Source organism: Arthrobacter sp. NPDC058192 (genome assembly GCF_042883665.1).
Taxonomy (GTDB): Bacteria; Actinomycetota; Actinomycetes; order Actinomycetales; family Micrococcaceae; genus Arthrobacter.
On sequence record NZ_JBHVVJ010000013.1, the window covers coordinates 104,430 to 121,233 of the forward strand.

Annotated in this window: 16 protein-coding genes; 15 read left to right on the forward strand and 1 reads right to left on the reverse strand. The window is 67.9% G+C overall.

The window, feature by feature from the left end:
• The first annotated feature begins 86 nt into the window (after positions 1 to 86).
• The 5 genes from ACFVVK_RS14150 to ACFVVK_RS14170 all read left to right on the forward strand — a co-directional run bounded on the left by ACFVVK_RS14150 (position 87) and on the right by ACFVVK_RS14170 (position 4,800).
• Positions 87 to 614, forward strand: a complete 528-nt coding sequence (locus tag ACFVVK_RS14150) for a PadR family transcriptional regulator (protein WP_390267947.1) — start codon at positions 87 to 89, stop codon at positions 612 to 614.
• Positions 611 to 1,324: an ABC transporter ATP-binding protein gene (locus tag ACFVVK_RS14155; RefSeq protein ID WP_390267950.1), complete on the forward strand. Its 714-nt coding sequence runs from the start codon at positions 611 to 613 to the stop codon at positions 1,322 to 1,324. Before ACFVVK_RS14150 ends, ACFVVK_RS14155 begins: the two co-directional genes overlap by 4 nt.
• A complete protein-coding gene (locus ACFVVK_RS14160; protein ID WP_390267952.1) occupies positions 1,321 to 3,555 on the forward strand; it encodes an FtsX-like permease family protein in 2,235 nt (744 codons plus the stop codon). Before ACFVVK_RS14155 ends, ACFVVK_RS14160 begins: the two co-directional genes overlap by 4 nt.
• A gap of 103 nt (positions 3,556 to 3,658) precedes the next feature.
• The gene (locus ACFVVK_RS14165; protein WP_390267955.1) at positions 3,659 to 4,117 is read left to right on the forward strand and encodes a hypothetical protein; all 459 of its coding nucleotides are present in this window, start codon (positions 3,659 to 3,661) and stop codon (positions 4,115 to 4,117) included.
• A complete protein-coding gene (locus ACFVVK_RS14170) occupies positions 4,114 to 4,800 on the forward strand; it encodes a hypothetical protein (RefSeq protein WP_390267958.1) in 687 nt (228 codons plus the stop codon). The genes ACFVVK_RS14165 and ACFVVK_RS14170 overlap by 4 nt, the downstream gene beginning before the upstream one ends.
• Before the next feature lie 109 nt (positions 4,801 to 4,909).
• Here ACFVVK_RS14170 and ACFVVK_RS14175 read toward each other — a convergent pair whose 3' ends face one another.
• Positions 4,910 to 5,557 carry an acVLRF1 family peptidyl-tRNA hydrolase gene (locus ACFVVK_RS14175; RefSeq protein WP_390267961.1) on the reverse strand — a complete coding sequence of 216 codons (648 nt, stop codon included), beginning with the start codon at positions 5,555 to 5,557 and terminating at the stop codon, positions 4,910 to 4,912.
• Between the two features lie 85 nt (positions 5,558 to 5,642).
• On the opposite strand from ACFVVK_RS14175, the gene ACFVVK_RS14180 reads away from it, so the two are divergent.
• The 10 genes from ACFVVK_RS14180 (at position 5,643) to aroC (ending at position 16,793) form a co-directional block, all read left to right on the forward strand.
• The gene (locus ACFVVK_RS14180; RefSeq protein ID WP_390267963.1) at positions 5,643 to 7,094 is read left to right on the forward strand and encodes a replication-associated recombination protein A; all 1,452 of its coding nucleotides are present in this window, start codon (positions 5,643 to 5,645) and stop codon (positions 7,092 to 7,094) included.
• Positions 7,095 to 7,363: 269 nt separating this feature from the next.
• The gene (locus ACFVVK_RS14185) at positions 7,364 to 7,762 is read left to right on the forward strand and encodes a cupin (RefSeq protein WP_390267966.1); all 399 of its coding nucleotides are present in this window, start codon (positions 7,364 to 7,366) and stop codon (positions 7,760 to 7,762) included.
• A gap of 210 nt (positions 7,763 to 7,972) precedes the next feature.
• On the forward strand, positions 7,973 to 8,599 hold the full coding sequence (rpsD, locus tag ACFVVK_RS14190; protein WP_018773157.1) for a 30S ribosomal protein S4: 627 nt from the start codon (positions 7,973 to 7,975) through the stop codon (positions 8,597 to 8,599).
• Positions 8,600 to 8,779: 180 nt separating this feature from the next.
• Positions 8,780 to 9,154, forward strand: coding sequence for a DUF948 domain-containing protein (locus ACFVVK_RS14195; RefSeq protein WP_090953584.1), 375 nt, complete (start codon positions 8,780 to 8,782; stop codon positions 9,152 to 9,154).
• A gap of 20 nt (positions 9,155 to 9,174) precedes the next feature.
• A complete protein-coding gene (locus tag ACFVVK_RS14200; RefSeq protein ID WP_390267969.1) occupies positions 9,175 to 9,456 on the forward strand; it encodes a DUF6167 family protein in 282 nt (93 codons plus the stop codon).
• A gap of 163 nt (positions 9,457 to 9,619) precedes the next feature.
• Complete coding sequence (gene alaS / locus ACFVVK_RS14205) at positions 9,620 to 12,298, forward strand: alanine--tRNA ligase (protein ID WP_390267972.1); 2,679 nt, start codon at positions 9,620 to 9,622, stop codon at positions 12,296 to 12,298.
• An 11-nt stretch (positions 12,299 to 12,309) separates the two neighbouring features.
• Positions 12,310 to 12,894 carry a Holliday junction resolvase RuvX gene (gene ruvX / locus ACFVVK_RS14210; protein ID WP_390267975.1) on the forward strand — a complete coding sequence of 195 codons (585 nt, stop codon included), beginning with the start codon at positions 12,310 to 12,312 and terminating at the stop codon, positions 12,892 to 12,894.
• A complete protein-coding gene (gene mltG / locus ACFVVK_RS14215; protein ID WP_390267978.1) occupies positions 12,891 to 14,681 on the forward strand; it encodes an endolytic transglycosylase MltG in 1,791 nt (596 codons plus the stop codon). Before ruvX ends, mltG begins: the two co-directional genes overlap by 4 nt.
• A complete protein-coding gene (locus ACFVVK_RS14220; protein WP_390267981.1) occupies positions 14,678 to 15,568 on the forward strand; it encodes a shikimate dehydrogenase in 891 nt (296 codons plus the stop codon). Before mltG ends, ACFVVK_RS14220 begins: the two co-directional genes overlap by 4 nt.
• Before the next feature lie 25 nt (positions 15,569 to 15,593).
• Entirely contained in the window at positions 15,594 to 16,793 is a 1,200-nt protein-coding gene (aroC, locus tag ACFVVK_RS14225; protein WP_390267984.1) for a chorismate synthase, read from the forward strand.
• Positions 16,794 to 16,804 lie beyond the last annotated feature (11 nt).

A 16,804-nucleotide genomic window follows, 5' to 3' on the forward strand; every position in this document is an offset into this window, starting at 1 on the left:
GTTCGCCACGGGCAGCTGGACGACACGAGGTTTTCATAGTCGGCGCCACCCGGATGATTCTATGCACTCAGTGTATAGATGAGGGGGTGAACAACTCCCTGACCCTGCTGGGTCTCCTGAGCCGCGAGCCGAGCTATGGCTATGACCTCAAGCATTCCTACGACCGTTACTTCGGAACCGGCAAGGCGCTGGCTTTCGGGCAGGTGTATTCCACGCTGGCCCGAATGGTCCGCGACGAGCTGATCCGGGCGCTGGGTGATGAGACCGGCGGGGGTCCGGACCGCAAGAAGTACGAGATCACCACCGCCGGCCAGGACAGGGTACGTGCGTGGCTATTCACACCCGACGTTCCCTCGGAAACCCTGCAAAGCAACCTCTTTGCCAAGACCGTGATCGCGCTGCTGCTCGACGACGACGCCGAGCGGCTGCTGGATGTGCAGCGCGCGGAGCACATGAGCCGGATGCGGGCGCTGACCCGGCTCAAGCGCGACGCCGACCTGCTGCGGGTCCTGACGTGCGACCACGGCCTGTTCCACATCGAAGCCGACCTGCGCTGGATCGACCTCACCAGCGCCCGCCTGACCCAACTCAAGAAGGAGCTCCGGAGCGCATGAGCACCAAGGACGCCACGTCGCCCATCCTCACGGCCCGCGGCCTGCACCACGCGTTCGGGCAAACCGAGGCATTGCGGGGTATCGACCTCGACGTCCGCCCGGGGGAGGTACTCGCCGTCATGGGCCCGTCCGGATCGGGCAAGTCCACGCTACTGCACTGCCTCGCCGGGGTCCTCGTCCCCGACGGCGGTACTGTGACCTACCGTCCCGCCGGGCAGCCCCCAGTTGAGCTCCGTGCCCTCTCCGAGCCCAGGCGGACCCGGCTGCGGCTGACCGATTTCGGGTTCGTCTTTCAGTACGGGCAGCTGCTGCCGGAGCTGACGGCGGCGGACAACGTCACCATCCCGCTGCTCCTGGCCGGAACGCGTCGCCCGGAGGCGAGGCGCCGGGCGACGGACCTGCTGGAACGCCTCGGCCTGGAGGGGGCGGCCGCCAAGCTTCCCGGCGAACTGTCCGGCGGCCAGGCCCAGCGCGTCGCTGTCGCCCGCGCGCTCGTAATGTCCCCAGCGGTGTTGTTCGCCGATGAGCCCACGGGGTCGTTGGACTCCCTCGCCGCAGAGAACGTGCTGGCCCAGATGCTCGGACTGGTCCGTGAAGAGGGCACGACGCTGGTCATGATCACCCATGACGCGCGTACCGCAGCCTATGCCGACCGGGAGGTCATGGTGCGCGACGGCGTGGTTGGCTCCGGCTACCGGGTGTCCGCGTGAATCCCGGGTTGCTCCGGCTGGCCGTCGTCGGCAGCCGGTCCGCCTATGGCAGGCTTGCCGGAATCGCCGGAGGGGTCGCCGTCGGCGTCTGCCTGCTGTTGCTGTTGTGGGGCGGCGCGAACGGACTGGCCGCACGCGATGACCGCGGCGCGTGGCTTCGCGAGACCGGGCGCCCCTCTGTGACAGCTCCGCAAACGACGGACGATCCCACCGCTTCGGGGCCGGCCACCCCCGTGCCGCTGACCGCGGACACGATGCTCATGGAAGCCAACGCTGCCGAGATTTTCCGGGACCAACTGATCAACCGGCGCGATGTCGCATTCCTTGGCTTGAGCACCGTCAAGATCCCCGGGATCACCCACCCTCCGCAGCCGGGCCATTACTATGCATCTCCTGCGCTGCAGCGCCTGATCGAATCGACCCCTCGGGATGAGCTTGGAGAGCGATTCGGAACTTTCGCCGGCATAATCGACGATGCCGCCTTGCCCGGACCGGATTCCCTGGTCGTCGTAACGGGAGCCCCGGAAGCCGAGCTCCGCCAAAGCGGGCGCGCTTTCCTGGTGACGGACTTCACGACCGAACCCTACGGTGGCAGCGCGGCGGCCTACAGCACAGTGCTGTCCATTGGGGCCCTTGCGGTGTTGTTCCCCGTTCTGCTGCTGATCAGCATTGTCACCGGCCTGGGTGCAGCCCAGCGCCGCGAACGATTCGCCACGCTGCGCCTCATTGGCGCGTCACCGCGCACGGTTTCCCGCATCGCCGCCGCAGAAACTGCCGTCCCCAGCCTGATCGGCGGTGTGCTGGGCGTCGTGCTGGCAATCGCCCTGAGGCCGGCTGCCGCGCAAATACCCGTCAATGGCACGAGGATGTTCGCGGCCGACCTGACCTTCGGCTGGGCGGTGGCAGCCGCCGTCGTCGCTGTAGTGGTCGCGGCCTCCGCGTTCGTGGCCGCGCACCGCACTACCCGTGCGGGTATCGGCCCCCTCGGGGTGACAAGGGTGGTGCACGAAAAAGTGCCCACCATGTGGCGCGTCGTGCCCTTGGCCGCCGGCCTGGCAGCCATGGCCGCGGCTGTCGTCTTGATCCGGGTCCTGGACGCGCGGTTGCCTTGGCTTGAATCGCCGCTCCTTGTGGCCGGCTTTGTGCTGACGCTGGTGGGCATCGTGGTCATCGGGCCGTGGCTGACCCGCCTGGTGAGTCGGATCGCGTTGCGCCGGGCGCGGACCACGGCGGGAGTCATTGCCGCCAGCCGGATCCAAAAAACACCCGTAGCGACCTTTCGTTCCGTGTCAGGGCTAGTGGTCGCCGTGTTCGTGGTCTCCGTCTTCGCTGGAGGATCCAGCATCATCGAATCCACTGAGGCGCCTCCGGCCCGGCCCGGCCTGCTCCAACCCACCAGCCTCCACGCCACCGTCGGCACCGGACACACCCCGGGCCAGGTCGCGGAAACCGCCCGCCGGGCCGGCGAACTGCCCGGAATCCGGAGCGCCACCGTTGGCTACGGCCCGGCCGCCCTGTCCGCCCCGGACGCCGGACCGGAAATCTACCTTCGCGCCAAAGACGCTCCCGGCCTGGGATTCCAGGACATTCCTGCCACGGAGAGCGTCGCCGTCGATGCCTCGTTCCTCCACTACTGGACAACCCAGCCATTGGCGCTGACCCCGGCGCCAGCCGCCAACCTGGGCGAACTGGTGCCGGTGGTCATTGTGCTCGGCACCGACGGGAGCCCGGAGGCCATGGACCGCGCCCGGACAGCGCTCAACGGTTCAGGCGTTACAGCCATCCCTGCCGCTGCCCCGTCGGACAACAGCCTGCAGTCCACCACACGCCTGATTCAGGGACTGGCGGTGCTCGCGTACCTCGGCATGTTTGTAGCGATCGCGATCGCCGGCTTGTCCCTGGCCGTCGCCACCGCCTCCGCCATTCTGGACCGGCGGAGGGTGCTCAGGCTGATGCAGCTGATGGGGATGCCGGCATCCGTCCTGCGCCGGATCGTCACCCGTGAAGCGGCCGTCCCGCTCCTGACCGTGCTGCTGCTCTCGGTCGGCCTCGGATTCCTCGTGGCCTGGCTGATGGTGACATTCATCGACGACACCTACCGGATGGCTTGGCCGACGCCTGCCTATTTCACCGCCCTGGGCCTCAGCCTGCTCCTGGCGCTCGGGGCCGTCATCGCCACATTCAGTCTCATCCGCCCCAATGCGGCAATGACGGCCACACGCTTCGAATAAGCCGGGCGCTGCACGAAACGGCACGTCGCCGCGGGAGATGCAGGAAGCATGGAATTGTCGCCCCGGGGTTGACGAACGGGCCCGGCGGTCCCATGCTGGAGCCATGTCAAGTAACCCCAGGGGTGACAAGATGGCCGGTTCGGCTTCCGATGCCGAGTGGGAGACTGTGCTGGCCTACCGCCCGCCGGAGGACGGGTCCCGGGATGCCGCCGCGGCGCGGTTCACCGCGGCAGGTGTCGGGGCCGCAGACGTGCGTGCGGCTCTGTCCGACGGCGGCGACGCGCTCTACGAGGCCGCGCGGCACCACGGCGCTGACTGGGCCGAGCCTTTTGGCGGAAATCTGGCTGTTGCCCTGCTCGCGGCGGAGATCAGCGTTTTCGCCGCGCATGTGACGTCACGGGCCTCCGGCATCCGCTCGGAGGCGGTTGCCCAGCTTCTGGAGGACTACAGCGCCGTCACCGTGGCTGGTGAACTCGGCGTCTCACGCCAGAAGGTCTACGAGATTGCCCGTGCCGGCCTTCGCCCACCACATTTCGACAACGTGCCCTGGAGGACTCCGTGAAGCCGATCGAAGAGCAGGTCCAACTGCCCGACCCGCAGCAACGATTTCTCGTCCATCCTCTGGACCTGCCGGCGGCCCGGGGCGAGTACCTGAAAGGTTGGTGGCTGGGGATCGCGGCCACGCCGCAGGTGTTCACCGCCCTGCTGGCGGGATTGTGGGCCGTCAGCAACAACTACGTCACACCCGTCGTCGCGCCGCTACTAGGCACCGTCATCGCCGGTTTCGTCGGTTCGCGGTTCACGCGGGCCGCGTGGGACTACATCCCGCGCCGGCGCCACGACACGCACCGGCGGCTGACGCGCCTGGCCGTCGCGGCGGCCGCGATCAAGGCCCTTGCACTGTTGGCGGGCTTGCTCATCTTCCTGTTCTGGGCGGACGCCCAGGACTTCAGCGGCAGCTTCAGCTCCTACCCGCTGGGGGCAGGCGCAGCCCTCGTCCTGGTTCTGGCGGTGGACCTGGCAGTGGGATGGGGCCGCGGCCAGTCGGAACTGCCCGAACTACTGGGCGGCCTGTTCACGCTATTCGTGGCGGCCGGGGCCGTCTGGGCCGGACTCGCGGTGTTGCTCGACCAGGCGAACCCCCTCCGATGGAGCAGCCTCCTGGCTGGGGCCGGCACGCTGGTCGTGTTCTGGGTCGGGTGGCTGATCTACTCGGCCTGGCACTTCCGCCGTAACCACGGCTGACCTTTCGGCGAGGCCAGCGGGGCAGCTGCGGTCCGGAAACCGCGCGACGGTGCGGCTTGCGTGCGGCGTGCGGCGTGCGAGGGCGGGGCGGGGGACGGGGGACGGCGGGCTACGCCGGGGGATCGGTGACCTGGATCCGCACCGCACACAGGTCCGCGGCGGCCTTCTTCAGGACGGCGGCCCGGGGATCGGGGACGTCAAGGAAAGGCAGCCTGGACAGCGCGGCGTACTGCTTCAGGACCGGCTCGGCGAGGACCTGCTCGGCGAGGGTCCGGTCACCGCCGGGCGCCAGGTACTCGATCCGGTGGTCCGCAAAGATCCTGGCGGCGTGCTCCGCTACTGCCTCCACGAGGGCGTCGGCCTGGTTCGCGCGACGGCGGGCGAAGCGTTGCTGGGACCAGCCGCCCGCCGCTGTCCGGGACTGGACGTGCCGGGTGCCGGTCTTGGAGGCCAGCACCGCGCCGGCGCTGACCACGGCCACGGAATAGCCGCCCCGGCGGACCAGGACTGCACCGAGCGTCCGCGGTTGCGAGGCGAGCGAGCCCACGCGGGACACCGCGTCAGCGCCCCGGCCCGGCCGCCCGTCAACCGGCCACGGCGGTGTAAGCAGGGCAGCGGCGCCGTCCGCGGCGCGCAGCCGTAGGCCGGCGTCGAGCTCCTCTTCCACCAGCGCGCCGTGGCTCGCCGCGAAGCGCTCCACCCAGCCGGGCAGCCGGGCGCCGGAAACAAAGGCCACGCGGGTTTCGGGGCTGGGCATGGCGGGCTCTCCGTTGCGGGGTGAGGAGTGAGGGGGAGGGGTGACGGGTGTCAGGGCGGGCCGGAACTAGAAGTAGCCTATCTATGTGGATGATCTCTTTGGCGCAGGGCGGGAAGACGACGACGCCGACGGCAGTAACGACGTCGGTGTTGCCGACTCCACCGACGCCCGTTCCGCCGCCGGGAACGCCTCGCCGCGGAGCCCCCTCGCCGTCCGGATGAGGCCGCGCACCCTCGATGACGTGGTGGGCCAGCAACACCTGCTGGGCCAGGGCTCCCCGCTGCGCCAGTTGGCCGCCGGCTCCGATGCGACCGGCCCGGCCGGGCCGAGCTCCGTGATCCTGTGGGGTCCCCCGGGCACCGGAAAGACCACCCTGGCCCACGTGATCGCCAAGGGCCCCGGCCGCAAATTCGTCGAACTTTCGGCGATCACCGCCGGCGTCAAGGACGTCCGCCGCGTGATGGACCAGGCCCTGACCGCGCGCGACCTGTACAGGACCACCACGGTGCTGTTCCTCGACGAAATCCACCGCTTCAACAAGGCACAGCAGGATGCGTTGCTTCCCGGCGTGGAGAACCGCTGGGTGGTGCTGGTGGCGGCGACGACGGAGAACCCCTCGTTCTCCGTGGTGTCCCCGCTGCTGTCCCGCTCGCTGCTGCTGACCCTCAAGCCGCTCACCGACGCCGACGTCGAGGGCCTGCTCCAGCGGGCCGTCACGGATGCCCGCGGCCTGAACGGCAAGGCAGAGCTCAGCCCCGAAGCCCTGGCGCACCTCGTCCGGCTCTCCGGCGGGGACGCCCGCCGTGCGCTGACCGCGCTCGAGGCGGCCGCCGGCGTCGCATTCGGGGACGGGGACGACGTCGACGGGATCGCCGGCACAGTCGCCGGGGCGCCCGCTCCCGTGCAGATTGAGCTCAAGCACACGGAGCGGGCCCTGGATGTCGCTTCCGTTCGCTACGACCGCGCCGGGGACCAGCACTACGACGTCGCCAGCGCGTTCATCAAGTCCATCCGGGGCTCCGACGTCGACGCCGCACTGCATTACCTCGCCCGGATGCTCGAGGCAGGGGAGGACCCGCGGTTCGTGGCCCGACGGATCGTGATCTCCGCCGCCGAGGATGTCGGCATGGCGGATCCGACGGCGTTGCAGACCGCCGTCGCGGCCGCCCAGGCAGTCCAGCTCATTGGCATGCCCGAAGGCCGCATCATCCTCGCGGAGGCCGTGGTGCACCTAGCCACCGCGCCGAAGTCCAACGCCGCGTACATGGGAATCAACCAGGCGATCGCCGACGTCCGCGCCGGGCTCGGGAACGGGATTCCCGCCCACCTGCGCGACGCCCACTACCCCGGCTCCAAACAGTTGGGCCACGGCGCGGGCTACAAATACGCCCACGACGCCCCGCACGCCGTGGCCACCCAGCAATACCCGCCCGATGATCTGGTGGGCCGGAATTATTATCAGCCCACCGCCAACGGCGCGGAACGCGACATCGCCACCAGGCTCGAGCGGCTTCGGAAAATCATCCGCGGCCAGTAGCCGGTTGGAGAGCAAGCCCTGACCAGCGGCGGTCCCGCCGCGGTTGTGCGGGGCCGGAATCCGCCGTTGACATGGCGGCCAAGAGGTCTAACGTGGAAAATACGTCAGCACGGATCTGCTGACTGTTCGTGCGACGCAGGGGACAGCGCAGCCCATTCCGCCGGTCCGACATGCGAACCCCAGACTTAGGCCGGCTTCGCTCCACCAAGGTCTTCCGCCCGCCCCGAGAGTCCCCGCCCCCGTCCCAGTTTTTCCCAAGTGAGTGTCCCATGAGCATCAACTGCGTCACCGCCATGGCAGTTAAGTCGTTTGATGTGCCCGACAGGAAACGTTGCCCCGACAAGGCCGAAATTGACCTTTGCACAGTGGACGACTACTCGGTGGCCAGGTTGATCCTCGGCCCGGGCTGGCGGTGGTCGTGGAACACCAGACCCTACGAGCTGACCGACGTCTGCCAGCACCACCATCTGGGTTTTTGCATTTCCGGAAGCATGGAGGTGGAAACTGCCGAAGGGTTGCATTCGACGATCCACGCCAACGACACCTACGCGATTCCGCCGGGCCACGACGAGTGGGTGGTGGGCCAGGAGCCGTTTGTAGCCGTGGAATTCCTGGGTGCGGCGTCATTCGGGCGCAGGGGCAGCCGGGGCGTGCACGCACGCATCTGACTTCGATGCCGGCTTCGGGCCACGGGCCCCGTCATGGTAGGCTAGTTCGTTGTCTGGCAAGGCACGGACGCGCAATCCATCAAATTTTGGAAAATCATTGAATTTGATCCGGGTTGCCCTGTGCCCAGTAGCAAAAGGCAGCGGTTGGCCGATGCTCTCCATCGTGGAGGCCAGTAACACTGACACACCGCAGATATTGGAAGGACACAAGTGGCTAACAACACTCGTGCTCGCCGTACCGCACGCCTTTCGCGTGCACTCGGCATCGCTCTGACCCCCAAGGCCGCCAAGTACATGGAGCGCCGCCCGTACGGTCCCGGTGAGCATGGCCGTGCCCGCAAGAAGCAGGACTCCGACTACGCCGTACGTCTGCGCGAAAAGCAGCGTCTGCGCGCCCAGTACGGCATCCGCGAAGCCCAGATGACCCGTGCCTTCGAAGAAGCACGTCGCACCAAGGGCCTGACCGGTGAAAACCTGATCGAACTGCTCGAAATGCGTCTCGACGCCCTCGTGCTGCGTGCCGGCTTCGCCCGCACCATCGCCCAGGCCCGCCAGCTGGTTGTGCACCGCCACATCCTCGTTGACGGCATCCGCGTTGACCGTCCGTCTTTCCGCGTCGGCGAGGGCCAGCTGGTCCACGTTCACAGCCGCAGCGAGACCATGCCTCCGTTCCAGGTCGCAGCAGCCGGCGCCCACCGCGACGTCCTGCCGATCGTTCCGGCTTACCTGGACGTCAAGCTTGACGCCCTGCAGGCCCGCCTGGTGCGCCGCCCGAAGCGTTCCGAGATCCCCGTGACCTGCGAAGAGCAGCTCGTCGTGGAATTCTACGCACGCTAAATTCAAGGCAACACCTACAAAGAAGCCCGTGGCAAGCGCCGCGGGCTTCTTTGTATGTAAGGTACTTGGGGGAGTTCCCCGGGAGCCGGTTCTGGCTGCAGGTTGCAACAGCCGGCTGGAACCGTCCGGGACCGGACGCAACGAGCAGTTTTCCACTGAAGTTCAAGGAGATGAGTGTCTATGTCTGGTGGCGATATTGCCGGCCTGATCGCGGCTGGGGTGTTTGCACTGCTGGTCTTGCTGCTCGCAGTGCCGATCCTGAAGCTCGGCGGAGTATTTGACGAAATGCGAACCACCATCCGCTCCATCAGCGACGGCGCCACCCCGCTGATGGACGAAGTCACCGCCACGGTCTCCACCACCAACCAGCAGCTGAAGAAGGTCGACGGCATCTCCAACAACGTCTCGGACGCCTCCGCCAACATCTCGGCGCTGTCCTCGCTCATGGCCGCCACCGTGGGCTCGCCGCTCATCAAGGTGGCTTCCTTCAGCTACGGCGTGCGCTCGGCCTTCACCACCCGCAAAAAGCCCGCTACCGGCCGCCGCAGCCGCTAAGCCCTCTAGGAGTTCCTGACATGAACCGAATCATCTGGATGGGAATCGGCGTCGCGATCGGCGTCATCGCGTTCCGCAAGATCAGTGCAACCCAGTCCGCCCTGAGCCCCGAGGGCCTGAACCGGGCCGTGGGACGGCTGGCGGACGGCCTCTACGATTTCGCGGATGCCGTCCGTGAAGGCATGGGCGAGCGGGAAGCGGAACTCCGTTCCGCGCTCGGCGTCGACACCGCCATTGGGGGAGGCGTGGACGCGGCCCTCGCGGGCGGCATCGCGGCCCGCCGGGATGCAGTCCGGCGCTAGCCGGGAGAGAATTAGTAGATACGGCGCCCGCCAAGGGCGCGCCGGCACGGACCCCGGGACCTGCACTGTCAGGCCCGGACGGGTGCCGGGACTCAGCTTGTCCCGCGCAGCACAGACGCGGGCCACACCACGCAGTGAATATTGAAGGGTAAGAAATCAGCTCATGAAGTCGCAGGAGATCACCAAGCGCTGGATCGACTTTTTCGTCAGCAAGGGACACACCGCAGTGCCCTCCGCATCCCTGGTCTCCAGCGACCCCTCCCTGCTGTTCACTGTGGCCGGCATGGTGCCGTTCATCCCGTACTTGACCGCGCGTGAGGAGGCGCCCTACCAGCGGGCCACCAGCGTGCAGAAGTGCATCCGCACCGGTGACATCGAAGAGGTCGGCAAGACCGCCCGCCACGGCACGTTCTTCCAGATGTGCGGCAACTTCTCCTTTGGCGACTACTTCAAGGAAGACGCCATCAAGTTCGCGTGGGAGCTGCTTACCACCAGCGTCGACGACGGCGGCTACGGCCTGGCGCCGGAGCGGCTCTGGGTCACCGTCTATGAGGAGGACGACGAAGCCAAGGAGCTGTGGCTGAAGAACACCGGAGTGCCGGCTGAACGCATCCAGCGGATGGGCAAGGCCGACAACTACTGGTCCACCGGCCAGCCCGGCCCCGCCGGTCCCTGCTCGGAGATCTACTACGACCGGGGCCCCGCCTACGGCGTCGAAGGCGGCCCGCTCGCTGACGAGACCCGGTACATCGAGATCTGGAACCTGGTCTTCATGCAGTACCAGATCGACAATGTCCGCTCGAAGGTGGACTTCGACATCACGGGCGAGCTGCCCAAGAAGAACATCGACACCGGCCTCGGCATGGAGCGCCTCGCGATGATCCTGCAGGGTGTCGAGAACATGTACGAGACCGACCAGGTCCGGCCGGTGATCGACAGGGCGGCCGAGCTGTCCGGCAAGGAATACACCTCTGCCGAGACCGACGAGGACCCGCACCACGCCGACGACGTCCGCATGCGCGTCGTCGCCGACCACATCCGCTCCGCCCTCATGCTGATCGCCGACGGCGTGACCCCCTCCAACGAGGGACGCGGTTACGTGCTGCGCCGCCTGATCCGCCGCGCCGTGCGCTCCATGCGCCTGCTCGGCGTCGACCGGGCCTGCCTTCCGGAGCTGCTGCCGGCCTCAAGGGACGCCATGAAGGGTGTCTACCCGGTCGTGGAGACCGACTTCGAGCGCATCAGCCGGATCGCCTACGCCGAGGAAAAGGCCTTCCTGCGCACCATCGCTTCCGGTACCGCCCGGCTTGAGGACGCCGTCAAGGAGTCCAAGTCCGCCGGCCGGCCGCTCTCCGGCGCCGACGCCTTCGCCCTGCACGACACCTACGGCTTCCCCATCGACCTCACCCTCGAAATGGCCGAGGAAGCCGGGCTGAAGGTCGACGAACCCGAGTTCCGCAAACTCATGCTCGAACAGCGCCAGCGCGCCCAGGCCGACGCCAAGGGCAAGAAGGGCGCCCACGCGGACCTCAGCGCCTTCCAGGAGCTCCTGGCCCAGGGCGAGACTGTCTTCACCGGCTACACGGACCTGACGGGCGAGTCCAAGGTCCGCGGCATCCTCTCCGGCGGGCAGAAGGTCGCGCAGGCCTCCACGGGCGACGAGATCGAACTGGTCCTGGCCGAGACTCCGTTCTACGCCGAGGCCGGCGGGCAGGCCGCCGACACCGGCCTCATCACCGGCGACGGCTTCGTCGTCGAGGTGCTGGACGTCCAGCGTCCGGTCAAGGGACTCAGCGTGCACAAGGCGATCGTCCGTGAAGGCGAAATCGGCGCGGATTCCCTCGTCCAGGCCGCCGTCGACCGGGAACGGCGCCACGCCGCCGAGCAGGCGCACACGGGTACGCACATCGTGCACGCGGCCCTGCACCAGATCCTCGGCCCGGAAGCCCTGCAGCGCGGCTCGTTCAACAAGGCCGGCTACCTGCGTTTCGACTTCGCCTGGGGCGAAGGCCTGAGCGCCGCCACCCGGTCCGAAATCGAGGAAGTCTCCAACCTCGCCATCCGGAACAACTTCCAGGTGGAGACCAAGGTCATGGGGCTCGCCGAGGCCAAGGCGCTCGGCGCCATGGCATTGTTCGGCGAGAACTACGGCAACGAGGTCCGGGTCGTGGAGATCGACGGCGCCTGGTCCCGCGAGCTCTGCGGCGGCACCCACGTCGACAACACCTCTCTGATCGGCAGCCTGTCCCTGCTCGGTGAGCAGTCCGTGGGCTCGGGAAACCGCCGCGTCGAAGCCTTCGTGGGCATGGACGCCTTCCGGCACCTCGCCGCCGAACGCGCCCTTGTCACCGAGCTCACGGAAATGCTGAAGGTCCCCTCCGGACTTCTCGCGGACCGGATCGCCACCACGCTGACCAAGCTCAAGACCGCCGAGAAGGAACTTGAGCGGCTGCGCAAGGAGCAGCTGACAGCCGCCGCGGCCCAGCTGGTGGGCACCGCCCGGGACGCTGCCGGCGTCAAGGTCATTGCGCACGACGCCGGCCAGATCGGCGGAGCGGATGACCTGCGCGGCCTGGCGCTGGACCTGCGGACCCGTCTCGGCTCCGAGGCCGCCGCCGTCGCCGTCGCTGGCGTCAGCAACGACCGTCCCGTGATCCTGATCGCCACGAACGAAGCCGCCCGGACCGCCGGCGTGAAGGCCGGCGCCCTGGTGCGCCTGGCCGCCGGTGTGCTTGGTGGCGGCGGCGGCGGCAAGGACGACGTCGCCCAGGGCGGCGGTACGGACGCCGGCAAGGTCGGGGCTGCCCTCAGCGCCGTCGTGGACGCCATTACGCGGCGATAGCGGATCCGTCTATGTCTGAAGGTGCTGCTGCCGGCGTCTACCCCCGGGGCGTGAAACTTGGGGTGGACGTCGGCACCGTCCGCGTGGGCGTCGCCATCTGCGACCGTGACGGAATCCTGGCCACCCCGCTGCGCACGCTGCAGCGGAATGTGAAAAAGAACACCGACGTGCGCATCTTGGCCGGTTTGGCCGGTGAGCTGGACGCCGTGGAGATTTTCGTAGGACTGCCACGCACCATGAAGGGCGAGGAGCACGCCTCGGCAAGGATGGCCACGGAGTACGCGCAGTTGCTGGCCGGTACCTTGCAGGACGCCGGAAGCGACATTCCGGTGCGCCTGGTCGATGAGCGGCTGAGCACCGTGACCGCCCACCGCAACCTGCACGAGGCTGGCATGAGCAGCAGAAATCACCGTACAGTGGTTGATCAGGTTGCGGCGGCAGGTATTCTGCAACATGCGATTGATATGCAAAAGGCCAGGGGAACGGAGGTCGGAAACCGCGTGTACGCGGAGTCTGCGCCGGGGCCGACCGGAGGCGGCGCACAGGCCGGCCCGGGAGTACAGACGCACTCTTCAGAACATGGAAGGCTACAGTGAGCCCGGTCAACAATGACGACTCCTCCGGTGGTGCCCCTAGCGGTGCCGGCCTGCCGCTGACGCGTAAAGAGATCAGGGCCCGCGAAAAACTCCTGGCAACGCAGGGGTTCAGCAGGATCCCGCCGCAGGCCTTCGAGACAGGGCAGGACGTTCCGGACCGCGACCCCGAGCCGTCCACCCTGCCCCCGGAGAGCGGCCGGACCGCGTCCCCGCAATTGCCCGAGGCGGCGCCTGAACTGGCCAGCGGAGCCCCGGAACTTCCCGGCGAAGCACCAACAGTGCATGAAGAAGCCGTGCATGAAGAAGCCGTGCATGAAACGGCAGTGCATGAAGAAGCCGTGCACGACGTCCCCGCCGAACACCCCCCCGCAAGCTCAGCCGGAGCTGACGAAGAGGCAGCCCGTCACGACTTCACGCAGCTCATCCCGGTGCGCCAGGTCCCCGACTCTGCCGATGCTAACGGCGGCAATGCTGCCGGCGATGATGCTGCCCGCGACGACGCCGTCTATGCGGCGGCAGGCCACGCGGCCCACCACAGAACGGCTACCCACGGCGGCGGCCGCAGCGGCAGCTTCGCGCTGTACCCCCACGATGAGGCGCCCCATGATTACGAGGACGGCGACACCGGCGCCTACCACCATGCGGGCGCGCATCCGGAAGCCGAGTACCACGGCGAATCCGGCCACGACCTGATGGCCGGAGCCGTCCGTTACGACAAGGTTCCGTCCAAGAAAGTCCGCCGGCGGCGGCGCTTCCTGGCCCTCGTGCTGACCCTGACCGTGTTCGTCATTGCCATCGCCGTCGGAGCGCAGTTCCTCAAGCCGCTCTTGGGCGGCGACACCCTGGCGGACTACCCCGGGCCCGGCACCGGCCAGGTCACCATCACCGTCGAGCCCGGCGCGGGACCGAAGTCGGTCGCGACCGAGCTGCAGGAGAAAAAAGTCGTGGCGAACGCCGACGCGTTCATGAAGGAGTTCGCAGCATCCGGCGGTGCCTTGAGCCCCGGTACCTTCTCAATGCGCCAGGAAATGAAGAATTCCGATGCCGTGTCCGTGCTGCTCAACAACGAGCAGGGCAAGGTCATGTACTTTGCCCTCAGTGCCGGATTGCGGGTCAGCGAGTCCCTGCAGGCAATTTCCGAGGGCACCGGAATTCCGGTCGCGGACTTGAAGGCGCTCAGCGATGCGCCGGCGCAGTTCGGCGTCCCGTCCAAGGCGAAAAATCTCGAAGGCTTCCTGGCGCCGGGGGAGTACCGCTTCCCGCTGGGCACCTCCGCCAAGGACATTTTCCAAAAGCTGGTCGGCAACACCCTGGCTGAACTCAAGGCCCAAGGCGTCACCAATCCCGCCAAGCAATACGATGTCCTTACTGTCGCCAGCATCGTCCAGGCCGAAGGCGGCCAGGCCGAGTACGGCGACGTCGCCGGCGCCATCTACAACCGCCTCAAGCCCAACAACACCGAGACCAATGGGCTCATCCAGTCCGACGCCACGGTCACGTACGGACTCGGCATCCGCAGCTTCCACATCGACGAAGACCAGAAGGCGGACAAGTCGAACCCGTACAACACGTACGCCAACCAGGGCCTGCCTGCCGGGCCGATCGGATCACCCGGCAAGACGGCCATCGATGCCGCCGCGAAGCCCAAGTCCAACAATTACCTCTACTGGGTCACCATCAACTTGGACACCAAGGAGACTAAGTTCTCCAAAACCCTGGCTGAACACAACGGCTACGTGGAGCAGTACAACGCTTGGTGCGCGGCCAACCCGGGACGTTGCGTATGACGCTGCGGGCGGCCGTCCTCGGGCATCCCATCAGCCATTCAAAGTCGCCGGCGCTGCACCGGGCCGCGTACGCCTACCTGGGCGTGGACTTCACCTACACAGCCATCGACGTGACGGAGGCTGCCCTGCCGGGGTTCATGCGGCAGGTCAGGGACGAAGCGGGCGGCGGCTGGCGGGGGCTCTCGGTGACCATGCCGCTCAAATCGGCCATGGTGGCGGAAGTGGACGAGGTCCGCGGCGTGGCCCGCGTGCTTGGCGTCGTCAATACCGTTGCTTTCGAACCCGCCGGCCCTGATTCTGGTGGTCAAACCCGGCTGGTGGGGTACAACACCGACGTTGCCGGTATCGTCAACGCGCTCCGGCACGCGGGGGCGGCCTCCGCACCCACGGCGGCGGTCCTCGGCGGCGGCGGGACCGCGGCGGCTGCCATCGCCGCGCTCAAGGAGCTGGGGGCGGTCTCCGCCGACGTGTTCGTGCGCGACGTCGGCCGCGCCGCCGAGGCGCGCGCCGCGTCTGCCGCCGTGGGCCTCCCTGTGCAGGTGCTTCCCCTTGCCGGGGCGGCCGCGGCTGTCGCCGCCGCCGACGTCGTTATCTCCTCGCTTCCGCCCCGGGCAGCAGACGCGCTGGCCGGGGAGCTGGCAGCGGAACTGGGCGAAGAAAGCTCGGCCCGGCCGGGCGTCCTCCTGGATGTCGCCTACGACCCGTGGCCCAGCCGGATCGCTGCAGCCTGGCAGGAGTCGGGCGGATTTGTGGTTCCCGGCCTTGAAATGCTCATCTACCAGGCGGTGGAACAAGTGCGGCACTTCACTGGGTTGGGCGAGACCATGCCGGCCGGGGTCATAGATGTGATGTGTGACGCAGTGGGGGCGCCCCGACGGGTGTTCTAAGCACCCGACATGGCAGGATGGAAGCATGTTGCGTTGGTTGACTGCCGGAGAATCCCATGGCCCGGCACTGGTCGGAATTATTGAAGGCGTGCCCGCCGGTGTGGAACTCACCAGCGAGCACATCAGTGCGGCCCTGGCCCGCAGGCGGCTCGGCTACGGCCGCGGCGCACGGATGAAATTCGAGCAGGACGTGGTCGCCATCCTCGGCGGCGTCCGTCACGGCCTGACCCAGGGCGGCCCGGTCGCCATCCAGGTCGGGAACACCGAGTGGCCCAAGTGGGAACAGATCATGTCCTCGGATCCCGTGGACCCCGACGTCCTGGCCGACCAGGCCCGGAACGCCCCCCTCACCCGGCCCCGCCCGGGCCACGCCGACTTCACCGGCATGCAGAAATACGGCTTCGACGAGGCCAGGCCCGTGCTGGAGCGCGCCAGCGCCCGTGAAACCGCCACCAGGGTTGCGCTCGGCGCCGTCGCCGCGGCGTTCCTCAAGCAGCTCGGCATCGAGCTCGTCTCCCACACGGTGTCCATCGCCAGTGTTGCCGTGCCCGAAGGCCGCCCGCTGCCCGTTCCGGGCAACGTGCTGGCGCTCGACGCCGATCCGCTGCGCTGCTTCGACCGTGAAACGTCGGACGCCATGGTGGCCGAGGTCGACGTCGCGCACAAGGAAGGCGAAACCCTCGGCGGCGTCGTGGAAGTGCTGGCCTACGGGCTCCCGCCGGGACTCGGCAGCTACGTCCATTGGGACCGGCGCCTCGACTCGCGCCTGGCCGCGGCCCTCATGGGCATTCAGGCCATCAAGGGCGTCGAGGTTGGCGACGGCTTCCTCACAGCCGCCCGCCGCGGCTCGGCCGCCCACGACGAGATCGTCAAGGACGCGGACGGAAAGATCATCCGGACGTCCAACCGCGCCGGCGGCATTGAAGGCGGCATGAGCATCGGCGACGTCCTGCGCGTCCGCGCCGCCATGAAACCGATCGCCACGGTGCCGCGCGCCCTCAAGACTGTCGACGTCAGCACCGGTGAGGCCGCCAAGGCCCACCACCAGCGCTCTGACGTCTGTGCCGTCCCGGCCGCGGGCGTCGTGGCCGAGGCCATGGTGGCCCTGGTGATCGCCGAGGCCGTCGCGGAGAAATTCGGCGGTGACTCCGTGCAGGAGACCGCCCGCAACATCAAGGGTTACCTGGACAGCATTCCGGCGTCCCTGGACTCGATCGGCCACTAGTGCCAGCCTGG

What these genes read in the sequence shown, in the direction of transcription:
- aroC (WP_390267984.1), top strand. Translation starts at nt 15,594, where the DNA reads ATGTTGCGTTGGTTGACTGCCGGAGAATCCCATGGCCCGGCACTGGTC.
- ACFVVK_RS14195 (WP_090953584.1), top strand. Translation starts at nt 8,780, where the DNA reads ATGTCTGGTGGCGATATTGCCGGCCTGATCGCGGCTGGGGTGTTTGCA.
- ACFVVK_RS14220 (WP_390267981.1), top strand. Translation starts at nt 14,678, where the DNA reads ATGACGCTGCGGGCGGCCGTCCTCGGGCATCCCATCAGCCATTCAAAG.
- ruvX (WP_390267975.1), top strand. Translation starts at nt 12,310, where the DNA reads ATGTCTGAAGGTGCTGCTGCCGGCGTCTACCCCCGGGGCGTGAAACTT.
- alaS (WP_390267972.1), top strand. Translation starts at nt 9,620, where the DNA reads ATGAAGTCGCAGGAGATCACCAAGCGCTGGATCGACTTTTTCGTCAGC.
- ACFVVK_RS14165 (WP_390267955.1), top strand. Translation starts at nt 3,659, where the DNA reads ATGTCAAGTAACCCCAGGGGTGACAAGATGGCCGGTTCGGCTTCCGAT.
- ACFVVK_RS14200 (WP_390267969.1), top strand. Translation starts at nt 9,175, where the DNA reads ATGAACCGAATCATCTGGATGGGAATCGGCGTCGCGATCGGCGTCATC.
- ACFVVK_RS14155 (WP_390267950.1), top strand. Translation starts at nt 611, where the DNA reads ATGAGCACCAAGGACGCCACGTCGCCCATCCTCACGGCCCGCGGCCTG.
- ACFVVK_RS14185 (WP_390267966.1), top strand. Translation starts at nt 7,364, where the DNA reads ATGAGCATCAACTGCGTCACCGCCATGGCAGTTAAGTCGTTTGATGTG.
- ACFVVK_RS14175 (WP_390267961.1), bottom strand. Translation starts at nt 5,557, where the DNA reads ATGCCCAGCCCCGAAACCCGCGTGGCCTTTGTTTCCGGCGCCCGGCTG.